Annotated in this window: 22 protein-coding genes; 12 read left to right on the forward strand and 10 right to left on the reverse strand. The window is 48.0% G+C overall.

What is annotated here, in order from left to right; translation table 11 throughout:
- Window positions 1-4 precede the first annotated feature (4 nt).
- The 3 genes from IMZ16_RS05775 to IMZ16_RS05785 are packed head-to-tail and all read right to left on the reverse strand — an operon-like array spanning window position 5 to window position 2,879.
- Complete coding sequence (locus tag IMZ16_RS05775) at window positions 5-505, reverse strand: hypothetical protein (RefSeq protein WP_193439247.1); 501 nt, start codon at window positions 503-505, stop codon at window positions 5-7.
- Entirely contained in the window at window positions 502-1,767 is a 1,266-nt protein-coding gene (locus IMZ16_RS05780; protein ID WP_193439248.1) for an oligosaccharide flippase family protein, read from the reverse strand. Before IMZ16_RS05780 ends, IMZ16_RS05775 begins: the two co-directional genes overlap by 4 nt.
- On the reverse strand, window positions 1,764-2,879 hold the full coding sequence (locus IMZ16_RS05785; protein ID WP_193439249.1) for a glycosyltransferase: 1,116 nt from the start codon (window positions 2,877-2,879) through the stop codon (window positions 1,764-1,766). The genes IMZ16_RS05780 and IMZ16_RS05785 overlap by 4 nt, the downstream gene beginning before the upstream one ends.
- 39 nt (window positions 2,880-2,918) lie before the next feature.
- Here IMZ16_RS05785 and IMZ16_RS05790 point away from each other — a divergent pair, with 39 nt between their 5' ends.
- The gene (locus IMZ16_RS05790) at window positions 2,919-3,734 is read left to right on the forward strand and encodes a class I SAM-dependent methyltransferase (protein ID WP_193439250.1); all 816 of its coding nucleotides are present in this window, start codon (window positions 2,919-2,921) and stop codon (window positions 3,732-3,734) included.
- Here IMZ16_RS05790 and IMZ16_RS05795 read toward each other — a convergent pair.
- The 7 genes from IMZ16_RS05795 to IMZ16_RS05825 form a co-directional block, all read right to left on the reverse strand.
- Window positions 3,731-4,222 (reverse strand): hypothetical protein, encoded by a 492-nt coding sequence (locus IMZ16_RS05795; protein WP_193439251.1) that lies wholly within the window; start codon window positions 4,220-4,222, stop codon window positions 3,731-3,733. The genes IMZ16_RS05790 and IMZ16_RS05795 overlap by 4 nt on opposite strands.
- Before the next feature lie 12 nt (window positions 4,223-4,234).
- The gene (locus IMZ16_RS05800; protein ID WP_193439252.1) at window positions 4,235-4,513 is read right to left on the reverse strand and encodes a virulence protein; all 279 of its coding nucleotides are present in this window, start codon (window positions 4,511-4,513) and stop codon (window positions 4,235-4,237) included.
- Window positions 4,513-4,686: a hypothetical protein gene (locus IMZ16_RS05805; RefSeq protein ID WP_185113755.1), complete on the reverse strand. Its 174-nt coding sequence runs from the start codon at window positions 4,684-4,686 to the stop codon at window positions 4,513-4,515. The genes IMZ16_RS05800 and IMZ16_RS05805 overlap by 1 nt, the downstream gene beginning before the upstream one ends.
- Window positions 4,687-4,704: 18 nt before the next feature.
- Window positions 4,705-5,490: a (Fe-S)-binding protein gene (locus tag IMZ16_RS05810; protein ID WP_193439253.1), complete on the reverse strand. Its 786-nt coding sequence runs from the start codon at window positions 5,488-5,490 to the stop codon at window positions 4,705-4,707.
- Between the two features lie 12 nt (window positions 5,491-5,502).
- A complete protein-coding gene (locus tag IMZ16_RS05815; protein WP_193439254.1) occupies window positions 5,503-6,837 on the reverse strand; it encodes a (Fe-S)-binding protein in 1,335 nt (444 codons plus the stop codon).
- 7 nt (window positions 6,838-6,844) lie between these two features.
- Window positions 6,845-7,792 (reverse strand): MlaD family protein, encoded by a 948-nt coding sequence (locus IMZ16_RS05820; protein WP_193439255.1) that lies wholly within the window; start codon window positions 7,790-7,792, stop codon window positions 6,845-6,847.
- A 111-nt stretch (window positions 7,793-7,903) separates the two neighbouring features.
- The gene (locus IMZ16_RS05825; protein ID WP_193439256.1) at window positions 7,904-10,033 is read right to left on the reverse strand and encodes a peptidylprolyl isomerase; all 2,130 of its coding nucleotides are present in this window, start codon (window positions 10,031-10,033) and stop codon (window positions 7,904-7,906) included.
- 911 nt (window positions 10,034-10,944) lie between these two features.
- Between IMZ16_RS05825 and lon the strand changes: the two genes are divergently transcribed.
- The 11 genes from lon to IMZ16_RS05880 all read left to right on the forward strand — a co-directional run bounded on the left by lon (window position 10,945) and on the right by IMZ16_RS05880 (window position 21,131).
- Window positions 10,945-13,356, forward strand: a complete 2,412-nt coding sequence (gene lon / locus IMZ16_RS05830; protein ID WP_193439257.1) for an endopeptidase La — start codon at window positions 10,945-10,947, stop codon at window positions 13,354-13,356.
- A gap of 95 nt (window positions 13,357-13,451) precedes the next feature.
- Window positions 13,452-15,092 carry a glucose-6-phosphate isomerase gene (pgi, locus tag IMZ16_RS05835; RefSeq protein WP_193440809.1) on the forward strand — a complete coding sequence of 547 codons (1,641 nt, stop codon included), beginning with the start codon at window positions 13,452-13,454 and terminating at the stop codon, window positions 15,090-15,092.
- A 12-nt stretch (window positions 15,093-15,104) separates the two neighbouring features.
- Window positions 15,105-15,398, forward strand: coding sequence for a nucleotidyltransferase family protein (locus tag IMZ16_RS05840; protein WP_227411484.1), 294 nt, complete (start codon window positions 15,105-15,107; stop codon window positions 15,396-15,398).
- The gene (locus tag IMZ16_RS05845; protein WP_193439258.1) at window positions 15,388-15,735 is read left to right on the forward strand and encodes a HepT-like ribonuclease domain-containing protein; all 348 of its coding nucleotides are present in this window, start codon (window positions 15,388-15,390) and stop codon (window positions 15,733-15,735) included. The genes IMZ16_RS05840 and IMZ16_RS05845 overlap by 11 nt, the downstream gene beginning before the upstream one ends.
- Complete coding sequence (locus IMZ16_RS05850) at window positions 15,732-16,034, forward strand: putative quinol monooxygenase (protein WP_073177781.1); 303 nt, start codon at window positions 15,732-15,734, stop codon at window positions 16,032-16,034. Before IMZ16_RS05845 ends, IMZ16_RS05850 begins: the two co-directional genes overlap by 4 nt.
- 14 nt (window positions 16,035-16,048) lie before the next feature.
- The gene (gene folD / locus IMZ16_RS05855) at window positions 16,049-16,927 is read left to right on the forward strand and encodes a bifunctional methylenetetrahydrofolate dehydrogenase/methenyltetrahydrofolate cyclohydrolase FolD (RefSeq protein ID WP_193439259.1); all 879 of its coding nucleotides are present in this window, start codon (window positions 16,049-16,051) and stop codon (window positions 16,925-16,927) included.
- Window positions 16,928-16,929: 2 nt separating this feature from the next.
- Window positions 16,930-18,171: an MFS transporter gene (locus IMZ16_RS05860; RefSeq protein ID WP_193439260.1), complete on the forward strand. Its 1,242-nt coding sequence runs from the start codon at window positions 16,930-16,932 to the stop codon at window positions 18,169-18,171.
- Between the two features lie 63 nt (window positions 18,172-18,234).
- The gene (locus IMZ16_RS05865) at window positions 18,235-18,858 is read left to right on the forward strand and encodes a 7-carboxy-7-deazaguanine synthase QueE (protein WP_193439261.1); all 624 of its coding nucleotides are present in this window, start codon (window positions 18,235-18,237) and stop codon (window positions 18,856-18,858) included.
- Between the two features lie 68 nt (window positions 18,859-18,926).
- Window positions 18,927-19,679, forward strand: coding sequence for an MlaE family ABC transporter permease (locus IMZ16_RS05870; RefSeq protein WP_073177788.1), 753 nt, complete (start codon window positions 18,927-18,929; stop codon window positions 19,677-19,679).
- Window positions 19,679-20,497: an ABC transporter ATP-binding protein gene (locus IMZ16_RS05875; protein WP_193439262.1), complete on the forward strand. Its 819-nt coding sequence runs from the start codon at window positions 19,679-19,681 to the stop codon at window positions 20,495-20,497. The genes IMZ16_RS05870 and IMZ16_RS05875 overlap by 1 nt, the downstream gene beginning before the upstream one ends.
- Complete coding sequence (locus tag IMZ16_RS05880; protein WP_193439263.1) at window positions 20,481-21,131, forward strand: outer membrane beta-barrel protein; 651 nt, start codon at window positions 20,481-20,483, stop codon at window positions 21,129-21,131. The genes IMZ16_RS05875 and IMZ16_RS05880 overlap by 17 nt, the downstream gene beginning before the upstream one ends.
- The last annotated feature ends 4 nt before the right edge of the window (window positions 21,132-21,135 follow it).

A 21,135-nucleotide genomic window follows, 5' to 3' on the forward strand; every position in this document is an offset into this window, starting at 1 on the left:
AAAATTATTTAATGATTGTGAAAGCATTCGGCTCCGCCCCGGATTTTTTAAAGACGCATTTTCTGTTATAGCTAATGCTCTTCACGCTGAATTTCCGTGGCGTCCATTCATAAAGGACGATCATTGTGTCGCGGGTGATGTCGGTTGCGGAATCTTTCTTCAGTTCCAATAGCATCTCCGATCGGTAGAATTTCTGTTCCGGGTTTAGGGAATCGGTGAGGTTTCTTTTTGCGCCAGCGATGTATTCCGCGAAATATTTTCCGGCATCATCCCGGGCAATTTTGGCATTTCCCAAAGAAACAAGGTCGCGGATGCCGCCAAGGTCTTTCAGATGAACTTCCCGAAAGCCAGGTTTTGCATCTTTGCTAAGCAAATCTTCCCCCCCGGCATTTTGGAAGTAAATGTGCACCACCTGATCGATGATCTGCGCATCATCCCCGTCATTTCGGCAGCCTGCCATTGCCAAAAGCGATACGGCAGCAAAGCTCAGAAATTTATTCTTCATTTTGTAAAAATACGGCTTCGTGAGAAATTAATTTTTGAAAAATACAGGGCAAAACCTACCGCGCCAGCCACGAGCAGGGCTATGAGCATTGCCCAAGCCATGCCCAGAATACCTAATGGCGGTACCAGAACCGCCCCCGCGCATACGAGCACAAGCACAGAGAGAACCCCGGTAGCCGTATTTACCCGCACAAAGCCGGAAGCCGCCAGCAGGTAATTGGCCAAAACTTTGATGAGCATACTGATGGCGAAGGCAACAGTAAGCACGCGGAATGCGCCGGCTGTTCCGGTATAGGTTTCCCCAAAGAAAATGCGGATAATTTTTTCATCCCAAATAAAGAGCACGAGGATAAGGACCGCCGACACCGGAAGGAAGAGCTTGTAGAACTGCAGAATGTAGTTCCGCACAAAAGCTCTGTCGGCGTGCTTTTTAACAAGTTCGGGATAATCTGCCTGTAGAAAACTTTGCGCAAGGAAGATGATATTGGAAGGTATAAGGATCGCCGTGCGGTACTCCGCCACTGCCTGCTCATTCATCAGGAAGCTGATCATCAGGATATCTGCGGAGTAAAGAAGCTCGGAGAGCGCATTGGTAATGCCCGTATGGAGAGAAAAAGACCTCATTTCCCGGATGCTGAACACTTTTGTAGCCTCCATTAAACTGAAATACCTGCCACGCTTCCAGAACAGACTTAGAAATGGGGCGAAGGCAAACACGATAAGATAGCCGCGGAGCCCGCCCGCATATGCCGCAGCAACCACTATGGCGAACTGCAGAAGCGCATTTGCCAGGGTAAATCTTGCATAGGCAGCATTGCCGCGGCGCACCCTTAGCTCGCACTGTATGTGCGTGTAGACGAACAAACCGAGGAGGCGTACCGCAAACGCTGTGAAGATCGGGATAATGCCCTCGTACCTATCAATGTAAAAAAGCGAGCACAGGAAAAAAAGCACGGATAATATGACCTGAGAAAAAAAGCCCCGACGAAACAAATCTGCGGAGAGTCGCCGTTGATCCTCTTCCGACTCAGCGAGCAGCCCGTAGCGCAGCAACGCGTTTGGGTAGCCCAACCCGGCGAAAGGTGCAAAAACCGTAAAAAATGCCGGCGCTATAGACAATAGCCCGAAATCTTCTTTTGTCAAAAAACGGATAAGCAGCACATTGGTGAAAAATGAAGTAAGCTTCGCCACCGCAAAAGCGAGGAATACCCACTGCCCGTTTCCCCTAAGAAAACTCCGCAAGAAATGCCACAGACTTTTCATCCCAAAACTTCTTCATAAATTTCCGAAAACTGCGCCGCGATTTTTTCGGGTGAAAAGGTTTTCCGGGCAAATTCAGCGGTTGCTTTTTCGTGCAGAAAGCTTTTCTGTAAAACTTCGCGCATTGCAGTTTCCAAGGCTTCCGTGGAAATTTCTTCGAGCAAAATTCCCCCACAATCAGGGAAAAATTCCACAATGCCGCCAACATCTGTGGAAATCACCTGGGTTCCGCAGGAAAAGGCTTCGGCAATTACGCAGGGCTGATTTTCATAATCGCTGAACAGAATGAAACAGTGGGCACCACCCATTTTAGCAGCAACTTCTTCCGAAGTTAAAGTTCCAAAAATTTCAATTCTTTCTGTAAATCCCGAATTTTCTGCGATTTTTTTCAAAGGCGAAACATCACCATCACCACCAATTTGCAGTTTAAATTCATAACCTTCGTCCAAAAGTTTCAGCGCGGTTCTTAAAATTTTATCCGCATTTTTTTGTGGCGAAAGATTGGAAATATGCAGAAATGTAAACGCTGCATTTTTTGGTTTTGGCGTAAAAACTTCCGTATTCACAACATTTGGCACAACTTTCATCGGCGTTTTTATGCCCAATTCCTGAAGGCTTTGCTTCAGATTTTCGGAAACCGGCATTATTTTATTTGCTTGATTTCCAATGAATTGCGACAGTTTCTTCTGAAGAAATGATAACTTAGGATGATTTTCACGCTGTAATGCCGTCCAATGCTCAGTTACCACAAACGGAATTTTTTCAAACCATTTCAGCCAAACCACGAAAAGCAAATTGTTGTAAAGCACATTGCCGTGAACAACATCTGGACTATTAACTCGCTGAAAACCAATCCTGTAAGCCCACATCCTGCGGAAGAAATTCACCGCTTTCAGCGAACTTTTTCGGTAATAAACGATGAGGGTTTTCACGCCGTTTACTTTTTCCTCCGAAATCCGAAAGGCTTTTTCCTGCTTAATGCCCACAGAATGCAGCACTTCCACATTTTCGCGAAGCCCTACCGCTTCAGCGTGCCGCTTCACAAAATTGCCGTTCGTAGGTTCCACTTCAGAAGGGTACCACGATGAAATGAACAGGATGTTTTTCCGCTTCAAAATCCGAAATCTTATCTTTGCCGGAATTGCCGGGCATTTATGAAAGACAAATTTACTAAACTTGCGGAAGCTGCGAAGATTCTGGTGAAGCAGCCCAGCCTGATTAATCTGATGCTGAACAGTAATGAGAATTTCAAAACTAAATTCCAGGCAAAATATCCGAATATTTCCGCGCTCAATCAATTGACTATCAATGATTTGTGCGATGAAGTTCCGCAAATTCCGGTTACCACATTTTTTCTTGACGGCGGCTCGATGCTCACAGATTTACGCTTGCTGATGGGCCTGGCTTCGCGCAAAGATGTGAATTCTTATTTCGAAATCGGGACTTGGCGCGGCGAAAGCGTTTTCAATGTGGGGAAAATTCTCGAGGATTGCACCACGATGAATCTTTCGAAAAAGGACATTGTGAGTTTGGGACTGAATGCTGGATATGCCGAACAGCACGGCATTCTGTCGAGAAAGAATCCAGCAATCAAGCACATCGAAGCGAACACGAAAACTTTTGATTTTTCAAAACTTGGCAGAACATTCGACCTGATTTTCATCGATGGCGATCATTCTTATGAGATGGTAAAGAACGACACGCAGAAAGTTTTCGCCAGCCTTGTTCAGGAGAAATCCATCGTTGTTTGGCACGATTACGCATACAGCCCGCGGAAAATCCGCTACGAAGTTTTTATGGGAATTCTGGATGCACTGCCGCAAAACCTGCATAAGAAGCTGTATCACATCAAAAATACGATGTGTGCGGTTTACTTTCCATTTGAAATTTCATCAGAAAAGTTTGCAGAATTTTTCCTGCCGGAAACTGTTTTCGATGTGGAAATTTCGGAAAAGGAATTCAGAAATTAACGCAGATATTGCCCTGCCCAGCTTCTTTCCAGCGGCAAAAGAAAATCTGAGAGAAAGGCTACGAAGGTGTTCTTCGAGAAATCGAACACCTGCACTTCTTTGGAAATCTCTCCGTTTTTCACCGCGTTGCGAAAATCTGCCAGCGGCATAGTTTTCACTTCGCCGTTTTCCAAATAGCTGGCCTTCATCCTGTCGAAAAATCCCAGCTGAAATTTGGCGTCCAGTTCGCACATTACACCGTTCAGCGCATCCATCGAACAGCCTGAGGCAGGCTCCGCATCTTCATCTACCGTGATGATTATGAATTGGTTACGCTCAAATTTGAATGATGAAGAGAGCGGTTTTCCGTGGGCTTTCCAGTTTGAGAGAAAATCGAACAGCCGCTCTGAAACCGCCTTGCTTTCCTTTGCGCTGAAAGGCCGTGACGCCGGATAAATTATCACCCGGTAATCATTCGTTTCAATAATTTCAGACTCGTTGATTTTCATTTTGCTTTGAAATTATTCTTTCATAAATTCAGTAAAATCCGACCACTGTTCCACACGGAATGCTTTGATATCACGGACAGATTTTGCAAACCAAGTTGTTGATTTTAAAGCTGTTAAAGCGCGAAGTAGATTTGCCATATCTTCATTCGTCGAAAGATAAACGCTTCCCTGTGTGTTGTAGAAACCGTATTGGCTTAGGATTCTCCCAATCTCAAAATACGCATTATTGTATGGCTCGCCGAAATGCTCTTTCAGCTTCCCAACCGTCATATCAAAAGCAATGGCAAACATCAGGCAGCAACAAAAAATTTTTCTTCGCCAAAGAAAATTCTGCCGAGCGCATCTTTTATTGCGATAATAATGCCTTTGAAAGGGTTTTTCTGAATATCAATCACAATTCCTTCCACCCATTCATCAAGCCCTGTAAAATCAGGATCCACCTTTGCTTTATCACCAATTTTCATCGCGGATTTTTTACAAAGTTACAAATCTTCCGCTTCAGCCAGAAGCTCCGCGATGTCCTTCACCGCAACTTCCCGCTCTTTGTTGAAATGCTTTACGCCATCGGTAATCATCGTGTTGCAGAACGGGCACCCTGTGGCTATTACCGCCGGCTTTTCCTGCAGTGCTTCCTCGGTCCGCTCGATGTTGATGTCCTTATTTCCTTTTTCCGGCTCTTTAAACATCTGTGCACCGCCAGCCCCGCAGCACAGGCCGTTCTGCCGGCAGCGTTTCATTTCCACAAGCTCTGCATCCAGGCTTCGCAGCAGTTCGCGAGGCGCTTCGTACTCATCATTTGCACGGCCAAGGTAGCAGGGATCGTGGAAGGTGATTTTTTTGCCTTCAAACTTTCCTCCTTCCACTTTCAGCCTGCCGCTTTCCATCAGGTTTTTCAGGAATTGTGTGTGGTGCAGCACCTCGTATTTTCCGCCAAGGCTAGGGTATTCGTTCTTCAAAGTATTAAAGCAGTGCGGGCAGGCAGTTACGATGGTTTTCACTTCGTAAGCGTTCAGCACTTCGATGTTGGTTAGCGCCATCATCTGAAACACAAACTCATTTCCGGCGCGCTTCGCAGGATCACCTGTGCAGGATTCTTCCTGTCCGAGCACGGCAAACTCTACCCCTATTCTGTTTAAAATCTTAGCAAAAGCCCTAGTAATCTTTTTGGCTCGGTCATCAAAACTGCCGGCGCAGCCCACCCAGAAGAGTACTTCGGGAGATTTTCCTTCTGCGGCATATTCTGCCATTGTTTTTATAGCGAAATCCATCTTTCTGAAAAATTAATCATTTGCCCAGTTCAGGCGGTCTGCCTGGTTATACTGCCAGGGCGCGGCATTGTTTTCTATATTGCTCATCATAAGGTTCCATTCCTGCGGTGCGGAACTTTCCTCCATAATCATATACCTGCGAAGATCCATAATGATGGAGAGCGGATCTATCAGGATTGGGCACGCTTGTACGCAGGCATTGCAAGTGGTGCAGGCACGCAGCTCCTCCCGCGTGATGTGGTCGTCAATCAGTTTTTTTCCATCATCCACGAACTTTCCGTTGGCGTTGATATTTCTACCTACTTCCTCCAGCCTGTTGCGGGTATCCATCATTATTTTCCTTGGGGAAAGCTTTTTCCCGGTAAGGTTTGCGGGACAAACGGAGGTACACCGGCCGCACTCCGTGCAGGTATAGGCGTTGAGCAGCTGCACCTGGTTGAGATCAAAGATGTCATTTGCACCAAATTTTTCCGGTACTGCGTTCGGGTTCGGTTCCGGTGCTGCAGCGTACGGGTCAGCATTGGGATCCATCATCAGTTTTATCTCATCAGTTACGGACTGAAGATTGTTCAGCTGTCCCTTTGGCTGAAGTTTTGCAAACCAGGTGTTGGGGAAAGCAAAAAGAATGTGCAGGTGTTTAGACCAGTAGAGATAATTCATAAAAAACAGCACACCGAGGAAGTGAAACCACCACGCGAATCTTTCTATAAACATCAAGAAAGTATCACTGAAACTGAAAACCTCGAAAAACGGCGCTATCAAGTTGGAACTGATAGGGAAGGAACCGTGTTTCGGCAGCACGCCCCTCTGCTGCAGGATGCTGTCTGCGGCATTCATACTGAAAAACGCCATCATAAGGGCAAATTCAATGATCAGGATTAAATTGGCATCCTTCATCGGCCATCCTACCATCTCCTTCATATTCAGCCTTTTGATGTGGATGATATTCCTGCGGATAAAAAACACCACCACGGCTATGGTAACCAGCAGCGCCATAATATCCAGCAGCGCCGTAAAGTAGCTATAAAGCGTATCCCCGAAAATGCCTGCTAGGAAGCGGTGTGTACCGAAGATACCGTCAATGAAAATCTCTATCAGCTCCAGATTGATGATTATGAAACCCGAATATACCAGGAAGTGCATAAAGCCCGCGACAGGCCTCGCCCCCATCTTGCTTTGCCCAAAAGCTACCCGGAACATCGTGTTCCAGCGTTCTTTCGGGTGGTCCCTTCTGTCGATGGATTTACCAAGCTTTATATTCCGGTAAATCTCCTTAATGTGCTTATAAAAAAGCCCCAGCCCGGCTATTAGGCAGATCGCAAAAAATATATTATCAAGATATTGCATATTGACTCTAATTACTGTTTTTGCCGAATACAGAGAAATTCACATAGCGTTTCGGGTTACGCTTTACATCCAGAATCAGGCTGTCCAGATGGTTGGAAGTTCTGTTAAGATTTTGGTAAAGCTCCTCATCATACGCCAGCTTGCCAAGCGATCCATTGCCCTGCTGAATATTGGTCACTACATTGTTCAGTTTTTCGGATGTCACGGAGAGCTGGTCTATCGTTCTGTTAAGCTTCTGCACATCGATTTCATCTGCAACGCGGTAATACCTGTCCAGCGCGGTACGGGCGCTCAGGGTGGCGAGGCTCGCATTGTCCAGCACCTGCTGCAGGCGGGGATCATTATTAGTAAAAAGCGTATTCGCCCCGGAGCCAGCGGTCTCAAAGGAAGCCACGGCGCGGTTCATATTTTGAAGCAGTTGCCGGATCTCTTCGCGGTTCCGTGCATCCACCACCTGGTTGGTGCTGATAAGCAAGGAGTCCAGGTTCGCCATCACCACCTGGAATTGGTCTTTCACAGGCTCCAGTTGCGTAGAAAGGTCATTCAGTGCAGACGACTTGATGTGGCCCGCCAGCGTGTCGCCGTCCTTAGCCATCAGGCTGCCCGTCCCGAGGTTAATTCTCATCTCCTTACCGGCCATAAACCCGGGCTCAAATACTTCTACCGTAGAGTTTCGGGCGAATTTAAAATCATCATTTATCCTTAATTTCAGGATGAAGAAGAGCCTGTTTGCCTTGTCTGTTATGGGGGTAATCTCCTCCACCTGCCCTACCTTCATCCCGTTAATAGAAACAGGGCTGGATTGGGAAAGACCTTCCACATTGTCGAATTTTGCGTAGTACACATCATCCGTGCTGAAGATGTGCTTCCCGCTCATAAACCTGTACATAAATACGAAACCGAGGATCGCGAGTACAGCAATAAGCCCGGCTTTTAATTCTTTAGAAAATTTCACAGTTGTGCGCAGTTATTTCAGATGACAAATATAGATAAAATTTCAGAAGACAAAGATGAAAAAGGCAGGCCTTCCGCCTGCCAGTATTTTATATTAATTCTAAATTACGGCTTACCTCTCCGACCTGTTCCGGATTTCGATCCTGTAGTCCTTTATATCTGCATTCCTCTCCAGGCTGTTGATCAGCGCCAGACCAAACTCCTGTGCATTCCGGGAGGATAGTGTTTTGGCGATCTCCTTGGCATCCGGGCCGGGCTGCTTATTCACGGTCTCATTCTTCTTCACGAGAAGGTAGACACCCGTCATACCCTCCACTGGCTTGCTTGTTTTTCCTTTCGCAACGCCGAAGGCCGCACCGGCAACCTTAGGCTCTATGCTGCCGTTCACCATCGGGTTCAGCATATTCACCTGCGCGGTTTGCTTCATTTCTCCGAACATTTTTGCTGCGGCATCCATCGATGGGGTATTTCCAAGTTTTTCGATGATCTTTTTCGCTGCCAGCTCATTTTTCACTATTGGCTCTATCTGGTCGCGCACACTCTCTGCATCTGCGAGCCCGGCGTCCTGCTTACCGTTGAGATAAACGACTATTCTGTCGCCCGTGCCTTCCACCTGGAAAAGCTCTGTATCTCCCTTCTTTCTTTTCTTGTCGTATGCCCAGGCGATGATTTCTTCATCCTTGTCCGTGCCAAGTCCCTGGATGTAGCCCGTAAACCTCTTCACAGATTTTGCATGGCTGAACTGCCCTCCCGATTTTTTTGCAAGATTTACAAAATCGTTAAAAGACTTGCCTTGCGCCTGCTGGATGAACCGCTTGGCATCCCTGTCTGCGGCGGCTTCGGTTTGCTCACTCGGCTTTATTTCCTTTACCAGATTCGCGATCTGGTAAGTCATCGCGCCTGCTTTTTTGTCTTCTATATTGATGATATGATAGCCAAACTGGCTCTCCACCACGCCGGTAGCTCCTTTGGAATTTTCAAGTAAAAACTTCTGAAACTCCGGCACGAACGGCGTCTGCGGCGTAGTCCAGCCTAGGCTGCCGCCCTGCACAGCCGAGCCGGGGTCGTTGGAAAGATTAACAAATTCGGAAAACCTCGCCGGGCTAGCTTTTACGATGGCACCGATGGAATCTGCAAGTTTCGCCGCCTCTTCTCGGCTCCGCTTCACGCCCTGCCCCGCGGGGCTGCCGCTGTACGCAATCAGGATATGCCGGGAAAGCGTGGAGTCGCTGGGCTTCTTATCTATCAGCTTGGAAACTACATATAGATTATCCTGCTTGTACGGCCCTACCATAGTCCCGCTGCCGCCGGAGATCATTTGGGCGCGGATGTTTTCCGGCATCTGGTTGGGCATCAGGTAGTTATCGTTAAACTTTACATCCGAGTAGGCATTAAGGTACGCCCTTGCATCCGTGGTATTGGCAAAGTTTTCGGATGTCTCGCCACTGGCAAGCCTGGTGATTTCTTCCAGCGCGGCAGCGTCATCCGCTGCGGAGGGCACCGCCGGGAAGTGTACTGCTGCGAGGTTTCTGCTTGCTTCCGACTTAAATAACGACGGATGTTTTTTAATATAATCCTCCAGATCCTTGTCGGAAACTTTCAGCGGATTTTTCTGCAGGTACTTTTCGTAATCAATTTTCACGAAATCTATATCCGCTACGGCATCGCGCCGGCGCATCATTTCCTCCGCCTCTTTGCTGCTGGTGGTTACGCCCGCCGTTACATTACCGAAAACCTGGCGCGCCATCATTCGGTATTCTATCATCCGCCGCATTTTCAGCCAGTCGTTATACGCCTCGGTATTCCCGGAGTTTTTCAGGTCTTCTACCTGTTTCTTTATTTCCTTAATTCTGAAATTCCCCTTTTCATCAAAATTCTCCTGATTTTGCGCAAAGAGCGGATCAAACTGAAGCTGGTTATAGAAAAAATCCTCCGTCAGCTCCAGCCCCATCTTTTCGAACTGCTGGCGGATGAGCTTCCCCTGCACCACCATCTGCCACGCCTGGTCCTCCAACCCCTGAGACGGCTGCCCCTGCTGCTGAGCCTGCGCACGAAGCACATACAGCACATCGTGGTATTCATCGGCGGTGATCTTCTCGCCGTTCACCTTGCCCAGCACATTTGGGTTTTTGCCAAAAATATTATCCAGACTGCTCGGATTCACCAAAAAAGCCAATAGCCCCAGCGCAATCATCACAATTACGAGCCACGGGCGATTCCTTATCTCTGTTAAAACTGCCATTTTACTTTCTACAAAATTATCAGTCTGCGAAGATAGAAATTTTTGTTAATTAGAGAAGAAAATGCAGCTATAATTGATAAAAGATGATGGGTGTTTTACAGAAAACCTAATCAACTAAACACTGTGGCTCCGTGGTTCAAACTTTAAACACGGTGTCAGGGATTTTTTTCTTGAGGGGGGTGAACAAACACAGAGAACACGGATTTCTTCTAAACAATTAAAAAAACTGTGTCTGTGTTTTGCTGAAGATTCAATCAATCAAACGCTGCGGCTCCGTGGTTTAAAATTTTTAACACGGCGTCACGGATTATTTTTCTCCACCAAAAACTCTGTGAGTCTGTGTATTATAAATAATCGACCAAACTCTGTGGTTCAAACTTTAAACACGGTGTCAGGGATTTTTTTCTTGAGGGGGGTGAATAAACACGGAGAACACGGATTTCACTTAACAATTAAAAAAACTGTGTCTCTGTGTTTGCTGAAGATTCAATCAATCAAACGCTGCGGCTCCGTGGTTTAAAATTTTTAACACGGCGTCACGGATTATTTTTCTCCACCAAAAACTCTGTGAGTCTGTGTATTATAAATAATCGACCAAACTCTGTGGTTCAAACTTTAAACACGGTGTCAGGGATTTTTTTCTTGAGGGGGGTGAACAAACACAGAGAACACGGATTTCTTCTAAACAATTAAAAAAACTGTGTCTGTGTTTTGCTGAAGATTCAATCAATCAAACGCTGTGTCTCCGTGGTTTAAAATTCTCGCCACTTCAGAAATCTTTCTGCCAAATCGTCTGGTGGCATAGGAATTGAGCAGATAACGCTCCTGATGAATTTTTGCGGGTTTGCGGGCATTGCGATGGTTCGCTCAGGAAATTTCGTGGAAAAAATGACTTTTTGTCACCCAAGTTTATGATTGATTTTGAAGATATTGATATGGGCAGCGTGCTGCCGGACGGCATCGGAATTTTAACCGAAGAAATCAGCCTGAAAGATTTGGAACAGGTGCTCGGCGAAAATGAGAAACAGCAGAGTTTCCCGATTTTGCCGGTGCGGAATATGGTGATGTTCCCTACCGTGATTACGCCGATAACCGCAGGCCGCGAGCAAAGCAAACGCCTGCTGGACGATGCGCTGAGCACCGGTGATCTGGTGGGCATCATCTGCCAGAAAAATTCTAATGTGGACAGCCCTGCCCAAGAGGACCTATTCAGCGTGGGAACTTTGGCTAAAGTACTGAAAACCATCAAGTTGCCCGATGGAAACATCTCTGCCATCGTCCGCGGAATTCAGCGGTTTAAAGTAAAAAATTATACCGACAGAAAGCCGTATTTCAGAGCGGAAATTGAGAAGCTGGGCGACAGCAAGCCGCGGAAAAAGGAAGACTGGGACGCCCTTCTGGACAACATCAAGGATCTGGCGCTGCAAATCGTAAACCTTGACCCAAGCATTCCGAACGGTGCGGCTTTCGCCATCAACAACCTTGGCAACCGGGAAGAGCTGCTGAACTTCATCTGCTGCAATGGCAATTTTGAAGCGGCGCAGAAGCAGAGGCTCCTTGAAGAAAAAAGCCTGCAAAAGCGCGCCGAAATGTGCTACGAGCTGATGCACGAAGACTTCCGCAAGCTTGAACTGCGCAACCAGATTCACCAAAAAACCAATAAGGAGCTCGACAGAAACCAGCGGGAATATTACCTGAACCAGCAAATCCGCACGATACAGGAAGAGCTGGGCGGCGGACCGGATACCGATGCTGAGGAGCTTTTGGAAAAGGCAAGGTCGAAAAAATGGGACGAGGAAACCGAAGCGCATTTTCAGCGGGAACTGAAGCGGCTTCAGCGGCAAAATCCCAGCTCGCCGGATTATAACATCCAGCGGAATTACCTTGATTTCTTTCTGGAACTGCCATGGCAGCATTACTCAAAAGACATTTTCGACATCAGGAAGGCGCGCAAGACGCTGGACAGAGCGCACTTTGGCCTGGATGACATCAAGAAGCGCATCCTGGAACATATGGCCGTACTGAAGCTGAAGGACAATATGAAATCGCCGATACTCTGCCTGGTTGGTCCGCCCGGTGTCGGGAAAACTTCGCTCGGGAAAAGCGTAGCCGATGCCCTGGGTAGAAAGTATGTGCGCGTTTCTCTGGGCGGCCTGCACGACGAAAGCGAAATCCGCGGGCACAGGAAAACCTATATAGGTGCTATGGCGGGGCGAATTTTGCAAAGCCTGAAAAAAGCGGGCACGGGCAATCCAGTGATGATTCTAGACGAAATCGACAAAATTGGGCGCGGCGTACACGGCGACCCAAGCGCTGCGCTTCTGGAGGTGCTGGACCCGGAGCAAAACAGCAGCTTCTACGACAACTTCCTAGAAATGGGCTACGACCTTAGCAAGGTGATGTTCATAGCCACGGCAAACACGGTGAGCGAAATACAGACACCGCTGCTGGACAGGATGGAAGTGATCCGCATTGCCGGTTACACACTGGAGGAAAAGGTGGAAATCGCGAAACGCCACCTCATCAAAAAAATACAGGAAGAGAACGGGCTTCCCGCCGATTCCTTCAAGCTGGGAAATGCGGAGCTAAGGCACATCATAGAAGCGCACACATCGGAAAGCGGCGTGAGGGCGCTTAACCAAAAAATATCTGCCATTGCAAGATGGGCAGCACTGCAAACTGCGATGGGCAATGATTATGACGCAAAGATTTCCATCAAGAAAATAGACGACATCCTTGGCGTGCCAAGGCCAAAAACCTTATCGGAAATCACGGATTCACCAGGCGTAGTTACGGGCTTGGCGTGGACATCGGTGGGCGGCGATATCCTCTTCATCGAAAGCATCCTGAGCAACGGCGAAGGCAAGCTGACGATGACGGGAAACCTGGGCAATGTGATGAAGGAATCTGCACAGATCGCGCTGGAATACATCAAGGCAAAGCACGACCAGCTCGGCATTTCGGAGGAAATGATGGCGAAAAAAAATGTGCACATACATGTTCCAGAAGGTGCCACGCCGAAAGACGGGCCTTCGGCCGGAATTGCGATGCTGACATCGATGGTGAGCAGTTTTAAAAACAAAAAAGTGAAGCAGCACTGGGCAATGACAGGCGAAATCACGCTGCGCGGAAAGGTGCTTCCTGTGGGCGGAATCAAAGAAAAGCTGCTGGCCGCCGCACGAGCCGGCATTACGGATGTGATCCTGTGCGATGCGAACCGGAAGGATGTGGAAGAAATAAACCAAGACTACCTGAAAACCCTAACGGTGCACTATGTAAAGACAATGAGCGAGGTGATAGAGCTGGCAGTGGATGATAATTAATAGATGCGATTGATAATTGATAGGTGATTTTTCCCCAGGAATTTTTCCGGGGATTTTTTATTTGAGTAAATTTGAAGAAAATAAAAACAAACACAATGCTTCCGAAAATTAACCCTGAAAACACCGATGCCTGGCAAAGCCTGAACGAGCATTTCCTGAATTCTGATTTTGAACTTCGCCAGTTGTTCGCCGAAAACCCTAACCGCTTCGCCGAATTTTCCGTGAAGGGGGAGAATTTCCTTTTTGATTATTCCAAAAATCTGGCGGATGAAAAAACGATGGAGCTGCTGCTGAACCTTGCCGAGGAATGCCAGCTGAAAACGGCAATTGATGCGATGTTTTCTGGGGAGAAAATCAACGAAACGGAAAACCGCGCCGTGCTGCATACTGCGCTACGCGATTTTTCTGACCGCGAAATTTTAGTGGACGGCGAAAATGTAAAGCCATTGGTTCAAAAGGTTTTAGGGCAGATGAAGGCCTTTTCTGAAAAGGTGGTTTCCGGTGAGCACAAAGGATTTTCCGGCAAGGAAATCACCGATGTTGTGAATATCGGCATCGGCGGTTCGGATTTGGGGCCTGTGATGGTTTGCAGTGCGCTGAAGCATTTTAAAACAAGGCTAAATGTGCATTTCGTTTCCAATGTGGACGGCAATCATCTCGCGGAAACTTTAAAAAATCTTAACCCTGAAACCACGCTGTTCATCATCGCCTCAAAAACTTTTACCACGCAGGAAACGATGACCAACGCGGAATCTGCGAAGGGCTGGTTCCTGAAATCCGGCAGCGAAGGCGATGTGGCAAAGCATTTCGTGGCGCTTTCCACCAACCTGGAAGCCGTGAAGAAATTCGGCATAGCGGAAGAAAATGTGTTCGAGTTCTGGGATTGGGTTGGCGGCAGATATTCGCTGTGGTCGGCAATTGGGCTGAGCATTGTGCTTGCCGTGGGCTACGATAATTTTGAGCAGCTTTTGCGCGGCGCTTTCGATACGGACGAGCATTTCCGCAGTGCGGATTTCCGCGAAAACATCCCTGTGCTGATGGGGCTTTTGGGCATATGGTACCGCAATTTTTACGGTGCGCCAACCTACGCCATCCTGCCTTATTCTCAGTACCTCGACCGTTTTGCGGCGTATCTGCAGCAGGGCGATATGGAGAGCAACGGCAAATCTGTGGACAGAAACGGCGATTTCGTGGAGTATGAAACCGGGCCGATCATCTGGGGTGAACCGGGAACTAACGGACAGCACGCGTTTTACCAGCTGATTCATCAGGGAACGGAGCTGATTCCGGCGGATTTTCTGGCCTATGTAAAATCGCCGAACGAAGTGGGCGACCATCAGGAAAAACTTCTGGCGAATTTCTTTGCTCAGACAGAAGCCCTGGCTTTCGGGAAAACGGAGGACGAGGCGGAAGCCGAACTGAAAAGCAGCGGGAAGAGCGATGAAGAAATCCGCAAGCTGCTGAATTACAAGGTTTTCGGCGGAGATACGCCTACCAATTCCTTCCTGTTTGATGAGCTTACGCCGTTTTCCCTTGGGCAGCTCATCGCACTTTACGAGCACAAAATCTTCGTGCAGGGCATCATCTGGAACATTTTCAGTTTCGATCAGTTTGGCGTGGAGCTTGGCAAAGTGCTGGCAGGCAATATTTTAAAGGAAATAAAAACGGGCACGGAAGTCACCACGCACGATTCTTCCACGAATGGGCTGATGAATTATTATCTTTCGAAGAAGTAGAAAAATTTTGGGATGATTATGATTACTCAAACGCAATCCAATAAAATCATAGAGATACTGAAACCGTATAATCCTAAAAAAATAGGTGTGTTCGGTTCTTTTGCGCGCGGTGAAAATCTTGAAGGCAGCGATTTGGATATTCTTTACGAATTTGCGGAGCCTATTTCCCTGTTTAAAAAATTTGAAATTCAGGAGGCATTGGAAGAAAATCTAAAAACTTCGGTAGACCTGGTGTCTGAGAAGTACCTGCATCCCTTACTGCGCGAAGAAATTTACCGAGATTTGAAAATTATTTATGAAAACTAATCAGGATATTCTGCGGCTGGAACATATTCTGCAAAGCATAGAGCGGATAGATTTTGTACTTAAAAATCTTTCATACGGTGAATATTTGGAGGACTGGCAAAAGCAGGATATAATAGTCAGAAATATGGAAATTATTGGCGAAGCATCTCGCCATATTTCTGATGAATTGAAAAATTTACACTCTGATGTTGCTTGGAAACCTGCTGTAGGAATGAGAAATTACCTAATTCACGAATACTTTTCTGTCAATTATGATGAAGTTTGGACTACTTTGAAAGAAGATTTACCAATATTTAAAAATCAAATCAAAAACATTCTCAAAACCCTAACCCAATGAACAAATACCTACTGCACGGCGCGCTTTCGGCGAAGGCCGGAAAAGCAAATGAACTGGCGGAAATCCTGCTGGAAGCATCCCAACTGGTTTCCACGGCGAAAGGCTGCAAACTCTATGTCATCAGCACCGATGGTTCCGATAAAGTTTTCGTGACGGAAATCTGGGACAGCAAGGAAGACCACGATAATTCCCTGAGCATCCCTGGAGTTCGCGAGTTCATCGGAAAAGCGGTGCCCTTGCTGGAGGGCCAGCCGGAGAAAGGCCAGGAACTGAATTTACTGGGCGGTTTCGGAATTTAAAATCAAAAAGAAAAATGGCAAAAATCCTCGACGGACAGGCCCTGTCCCAAACCATTAAAAATGAAATAAAGGCGGAGGTTTCTAAAATCACCGAGGGCGGAAAAAGGCCGCCGCATCTTGCCGCAATTCTCGTGGGAGAAAACGGCGCAAGCAAGGCCTATGTAAATTCCAAGGTGAAGGACTGCAAGGAAGTAGGCTTCGGCTCTACACTTTTGCGCCTGCCGGAAACGATTTCGGAAGATGAGCTCCTCGCTGAAATTCAGAAGCTGAACGATAATCCGGAAATTGACGGCTTCATCGTGCAGCTGCCTTTGCCGAAAAATTTTGACCAAGAAAAAATCATCGAAGCCATAGACCCGAAGAAAGATGTGGACGGCTTCCACCCGGAAAACTTCGGGAGAATGGCGCTGGAGATGGAAGCCTTCCTCCCAGCCACACCCTTCGGAATAATGCAGCTTCTGGAAAGAAACCAAATCGAAACGAAGGGCAGGCACTGCGTAGTCATCGGCAGAAGCCGCATCGTAGGCAGGCCGATGAGCATCCTGATGAGCAGTAAGGGAAATCCCGGAGATTCTACCGTGACCATCGTGCACAGCCACACACCGAACATTGCGGAATTTACCAAAATGGCAGACATCGTGATCGTTGCGCTCGGAAAGCCGAAATTTCTGACGGGCGAAATGATAAAGGACGGCGCCGTGATTGTGGATGTGGGCATCACCAGGGTAGATGATGATTCCCGCAAAGGCTATCATCTGGAGGGCGATGTGGATTTCGATTCCTGCGAACCCAGGGCATCCTGGATAACGCCTGTGCCAGGAGGCGTAGGCCCGATGACAAGGGCAATGTTGATGAAAAATACGCTGATTGCTTACCAAAAAAATTTTAGATAATTATGTCAACTCAAATTAAAAACCAACACACGCAAAACGCGTTCATTACCGCCTGGGCTATAGGGCTCGTTTTTTATTTCATTGCCTATGCCACGCGTTCCACGCCTTCTGTAATGACTCAGCAGTTTTCTGACCTATACGGAGTGGCTCCTCAGCGCGCGCTGGAAATCTTCGGGGCATATTATTACACCTACTCCATCTGCGCTTTGCTGGCGGGCATTTGCCTGGATAAATTCGGGGCTAGGCGGTCTATGTTTGCGGGCACTCTTGTTCTGGGCATTGGCTGCGCACTGTTTATCCTCGCCTCAGAGGCTACCGGCGTTACGGGGCGGATGCTCCAGGGGGCGGCGAGTGCGTTTGCATTCCCGGGCTGTATCTTCCTCGCTACCAGAGGTTTTTCTCAGAAAACACAGGCAACGGCTATAGGCATCACGCAATGCGTGGGGATGTTCGGCGGCTTTGCTGGGCAGTCCTTTATGCCGCTGATAATGTCTCTCGGGGTAGAGTTTAAGACCGTGTGGCTGGCACTCAGCGCGCTGTGCTTCATCCCTGCGGTTTTAATGCTCCTAATCATCCCAAGGCCGACCCCGGAGGACGCGGCACGCAGGAAACAGATGCCCATCCTGGAGCCGCTGAAAATAATCTTCAGCAATCCGCAGTCGTGGCTTACGGGTGCCATCTCCGGGCTGATGTTTGCCCCTACTACCGTGTTTGTAATGACTTGGGCGGTAGGCTATTTCGTGACCGATCTCGGCTTTACCAAAGAGCTGGCAGCGCGTACCGCCGCTATGGCATCCCTCGGCTGGGTGGCGGGGGCACCGCTGATGGGCTTCATCTCCGACAGGATTGGCAGGAGGAAACCCGTAATCTTCGGCGCGCTGATCGGTATGGCACTGATGATCGTTCAAGGTATGCTGGCACCCAACCTGCTGCCGCCAAAGCTTACTATGTTCCTGTTCGGCGTTTTCTCCGGCTCGGCTATGGTTCCGTATTCCATCATTAAGGAAGTGAACCCGAAGAATGTAATTGGGAGTGCTTCCGGGGTACAGAATTTCATCACCTTCGGGGTCACCAGCATTATCGGGCCTTTGTTTGCAAAAACCCTTGGCAGCCAGCTTGCCACGGTTACCGACCTTCACGAGCATTTCCAAAGGAGCCTGATGTTCTGGGTATTCTGCATCGCGCTGGCATTCATCCTCACCTTCTTCCTAGAGGAAACCCACGGCAACCAGAGAGAGGAGTAAGGTTTTTAGCTAAATTTACTGCCCGTCCGTTTTCGCTAAAGTTTTGCGTAATTTTGCAGACTGATGACTTTAAATTCTGATCTGGAAAGCGGGCTGGCACTTCCCGTGATGGAGCATTTCTACACGCTGCAGGGCGAGGGTATGCACAGCGGCAGAGCGGCGTACTTCATCAGGCTGGGCGGCTGCGATGTGGGCTGCCACTGGTGCGATGTGAAGGAAAGCTGGGATGCGGAACTTCATCCGCTTATAAACGCGGAAGAACTGGCAAAAACTGCGGCGGCACACTGCAAAACCATCGTGATAACTGGCGGGGAGCCGCTGATGTGGAACCTGAAACCGCTTACGCAGCATCTGAAATCTCTGGGCTGCGCCATCCACATAGAAACCTCGGGAGCGCACCCTTTGAGCGGAAGGCTGGATTGGGTAACGCTTTCGCCGAAGAAAAACTCCCTGCCTTTGGAGGAAATTTATCAAAGGGCAGACGAGCTGAAAGTCATTGTGTACAATCAGCATGATTTTCAGTTTGCAAAAGCCCAGGCGGAAAAGGTCTCCGATAGCTGCCATTTGCTGCTGCAGAGCGAGTGGGGCAGGCGGGAGATTCTGTACCCGGAGATCACGAAATTTATATTGGAAAACCCGAAATGGCGAGCATCCGTGCAGACGCATAAGTATCTGAACATACCCTGATAAGCTATCCATTTGGTTTTGAAACAGAAAAGCATAGAAGACAACTAAAAAAATCTTACTTTCGCAGTATGATAAAAAAATTCCTGACCGCAATCGGCGAATATTTTCTGCTGCTGGGCAAGGCGATCCGCCCCCCGCAGAAGTGGAATATGTTCTACAAAGCTTTTATGCGGGAAATCAACGACTTAGGTGTCAATTCTTTTGGACTAACGGTTTTCACATCCATATTTTTCGGGGCGGTGGTCGCCATACAGATGTATAATAATTTTGATGCATCCACATTCCCGATCCCTACCACCTTTGTGGGGTACGCTACCAAGGCCGTGCTGGTACTGGAGTTTGCCCCCACGGTCATCAGCCTGGTGCTGGCGGGCAAGGTAGGATCTTACATAGCCTCCAGCATCGGGACTATGCGCGTTTCCGAGCAAATTGACGCGCTGGACATTATGGGGGTGAATTCACCCAACTTCCTCATCGCTCCAAAGGTGCTGGCAGCCGTAATTTTCAACCCGCTGCTGATAGCCCTGAGTATGGTATTCGGCATCCTGGGAGGCTACTGGGCAGGGATGATGACCGGGAAGTGGACGACTGCCGATTATATCACCGGGATCCAGATGTATATGCCGGCGTACTTCTACCGCTATGCGTTTATCAAGACGGTGGTCTTCGCCTTTATTATTGCCTCCGTGCCTGCCTATTTCGGCTATACGGTAAAGGGCGGCTCCCTGGAGGTGGGCCGCGCAAGTACCGATGCCGTGGTGTGGACGATGGTCTTTATCATCGTTTCTGAATTACTTTTAACCCAAATGCTGATGAGCTGATGATTGAGGTAAAAGATTTAACGAAACAGTTCGGGGATAATAAAGTTTTAAAAGGCATCACCGCCACTTTTGAGACAGGAAATGTAAACCTCGTAATCGGGCAAAGCGGCTCCGGAAAAACCGTGTTCCTGAAAAGCCTGCTGAATGTGCACGAGCCCACCAGCGGCAACATCCTCTTCGACGGGAGGGACATCACTAAGATGGGCAGGGAGGAAAAGCAGAACATACGCATGGAAATAGGCACCGTGTTTCAGGGCAGCGCGCTTTTCGACTCTTTGACGGTGGCGGAAAACATCAGCTTCCCGCTGGATATGTTTACCAACCTGTCCTTCCGGGAGAAGAAGAGAAAGGTACAGGAGGTAATGGACAGGGTGCATCTGATAAAGGCAGGGAGAAAATACCCGTCTGAAATCTCCGGAGGTATGCAGAAGCGCGTGGCAATAGCCAGGGCAATTGTGAACAACCCGAAATACCTCTTCTGCGACGAGCCAAACTCCGGGCTGGATCCGTTTACCTCCAATGTGATTGATGACCTGATTCTGGAGATTACCCGGGAGTACCAGACCACCACCATCATCAACACCCACGATATGAACTCCGTGCTTACCATCGGGGAAAAAATCGTGTACCTGAAGGATGGGCTGAAGGAGTGGGAAGGTACCAAGGACGATGTAATCTCTGCGCCGAATGAAAATCTGATTAATTTCGTGTACTCCTCTGAAATGTTCAAAGAGCTGCGGGATTATATGCTAAGAACCAATAAAACTTCCATTGAAAACATCATCACAAAACCACCGAAGAATGAAGGATTTGATTAGCGCCATCGCCCTTGCGTGCAGCGGTATTGCCTCTGCACAGTTTGTATCGTTTTCTGCCAAGACCCACCTGCTGGTGCCGGTAGCCAAGGCAGACTGGAAGCAGGGCTACGCCGCGGCGAAGGAGACCATTAGCAGAAAGGGCGAAAACAGCACGGGGTTCAACATTGGGCTTTCCTCAAAAATCAATTTGCCGATGTCCCTATATGTAATGCCGGAGGTTTACTACACTCATTTTAAAAACGAAATCACGGAAGCCGCTTACAATGAAAAAATAAAAGCGAGCAGCAACCGCCTGGACATCCCCGTGCTGGTAGGCTACAAGATCTGGGGCAACCTGATTAGCACACATACCGGCCCTGTGCTGAGCTATAATTTCTCACCGAAAAGTGAGGATATCAGCGATGACAGCTACCAGCATTTTTATGAAGATTCTGAAAAAAACCTCAATGTCGGCTGGCAGTTTGGCTTCCAGAGCGAAATTAAGAAGCTGGTATTAAGCCTAAAATATGAAACAGCCCTGTCCAAAGAAAAGAGGAAATTTGTAGAAAAAGTAATGGATGGCGGAGGTTACAACAATATCTCCTACGACTACCGCCCGGCCTTTGTGATGCTTGGCATTGGCTACAAACTTTAATAAA

It is taken from the genome of Cruoricaptor ignavus, assembly GCF_014961145.1.
GTDB lineage: Bacteria > Bacteroidota > Bacteroidia > Flavobacteriales > Weeksellaceae > Cruoricaptor > Cruoricaptor ignavus.

Excerpts from the sequence above, each read along its gene's own strand:
- IMZ16_RS05775 (WP_193439247.1), bottom strand. The coding sequence starts at position 505 with ATGAAGAATAAATTTCTGAGCTTTGCTGCCGTATCGCTTTTGGCAATG.
- IMZ16_RS05780 (WP_193439248.1), bottom strand. The coding sequence starts at position 1,767 with ATGAAAAGTCTGTGGCATTTCTTGCGGAGTTTTCTTAGGGGAAACGGG.
- IMZ16_RS05790 (WP_193439250.1), top strand. The coding sequence starts at position 2,919 with ATGAAAGACAAATTTACTAAACTTGCGGAAGCTGCGAAGATTCTGGTG.
- IMZ16_RS05795 (WP_193439251.1), bottom strand. The coding sequence starts at position 4,222 with ATGAAAATCAACGAGTCTGAAATTATTGAAACGAATGATTACCGGGTG.
- IMZ16_RS05800 (WP_193439252.1), bottom strand. The coding sequence starts at position 4,513 with ATGTTTGCCATTGCTTTTGATATGACGGTTGGGAAGCTGAAAGAGCAT.
- IMZ16_RS05805 (WP_185113755.1), bottom strand. The coding sequence starts at position 4,686 with ATGAAAATTGGTGATAAAGCAAAGGTGGATCCTGATTTTACAGGGCTT.
- IMZ16_RS05810 (WP_193439253.1), bottom strand. The coding sequence starts at position 5,490 with ATGGATTTCGCTATAAAAACAATGGCAGAATATGCCGCAGAAGGAAAA.
- IMZ16_RS05815 (WP_193439254.1), bottom strand. The coding sequence starts at position 6,837 with ATGCAATATCTTGATAATATATTTTTTGCGATCTGCCTAATAGCCGGG.
- IMZ16_RS05825 (WP_193439256.1), bottom strand. The coding sequence starts at position 10,033 with ATGGCAGTTTTAACAGAGATAAGGAATCGCCCGTGGCTCGTAATTGTG.
- lon (WP_193439257.1), top strand. The coding sequence starts at position 10,945 with ATGATTGATTTTGAAGATATTGATATGGGCAGCGTGCTGCCGGACGGC.
- pgi (WP_193440809.1), top strand. The coding sequence starts at position 13,452 with ATGCTTCCGAAAATTAACCCTGAAAACACCGATGCCTGGCAAAGCCTG.
- IMZ16_RS05840 (WP_227411484.1), top strand. The coding sequence starts at position 15,105 with ATGATTATGATTACTCAAACGCAATCCAATAAAATCATAGAGATACTG.
- IMZ16_RS05845 (WP_193439258.1), top strand. The coding sequence starts at position 15,388 with ATGAAAACTAATCAGGATATTCTGCGGCTGGAACATATTCTGCAAAGC.
- IMZ16_RS05850 (WP_073177781.1), top strand. The coding sequence starts at position 15,732 with ATGAACAAATACCTACTGCACGGCGCGCTTTCGGCGAAGGCCGGAAAA.
- folD (WP_193439259.1), top strand. The coding sequence starts at position 16,049 with ATGGCAAAAATCCTCGACGGACAGGCCCTGTCCCAAACCATTAAAAAT.
- IMZ16_RS05860 (WP_193439260.1), top strand. The coding sequence starts at position 16,930 with ATGTCAACTCAAATTAAAAACCAACACACGCAAAACGCGTTCATTACC.
- IMZ16_RS05865 (WP_193439261.1), top strand. The coding sequence starts at position 18,235 with ATGACTTTAAATTCTGATCTGGAAAGCGGGCTGGCACTTCCCGTGATG.
- IMZ16_RS05870 (WP_073177788.1), top strand. The coding sequence starts at position 18,927 with ATGATAAAAAAATTCCTGACCGCAATCGGCGAATATTTTCTGCTGCTG.
- IMZ16_RS05875 (WP_193439262.1), top strand. The coding sequence starts at position 19,679 with ATGATTGAGGTAAAAGATTTAACGAAACAGTTCGGGGATAATAAAGTT.
- IMZ16_RS05880 (WP_193439263.1), top strand. The coding sequence starts at position 20,481 with ATGAAGGATTTGATTAGCGCCATCGCCCTTGCGTGCAGCGGTATTGCC.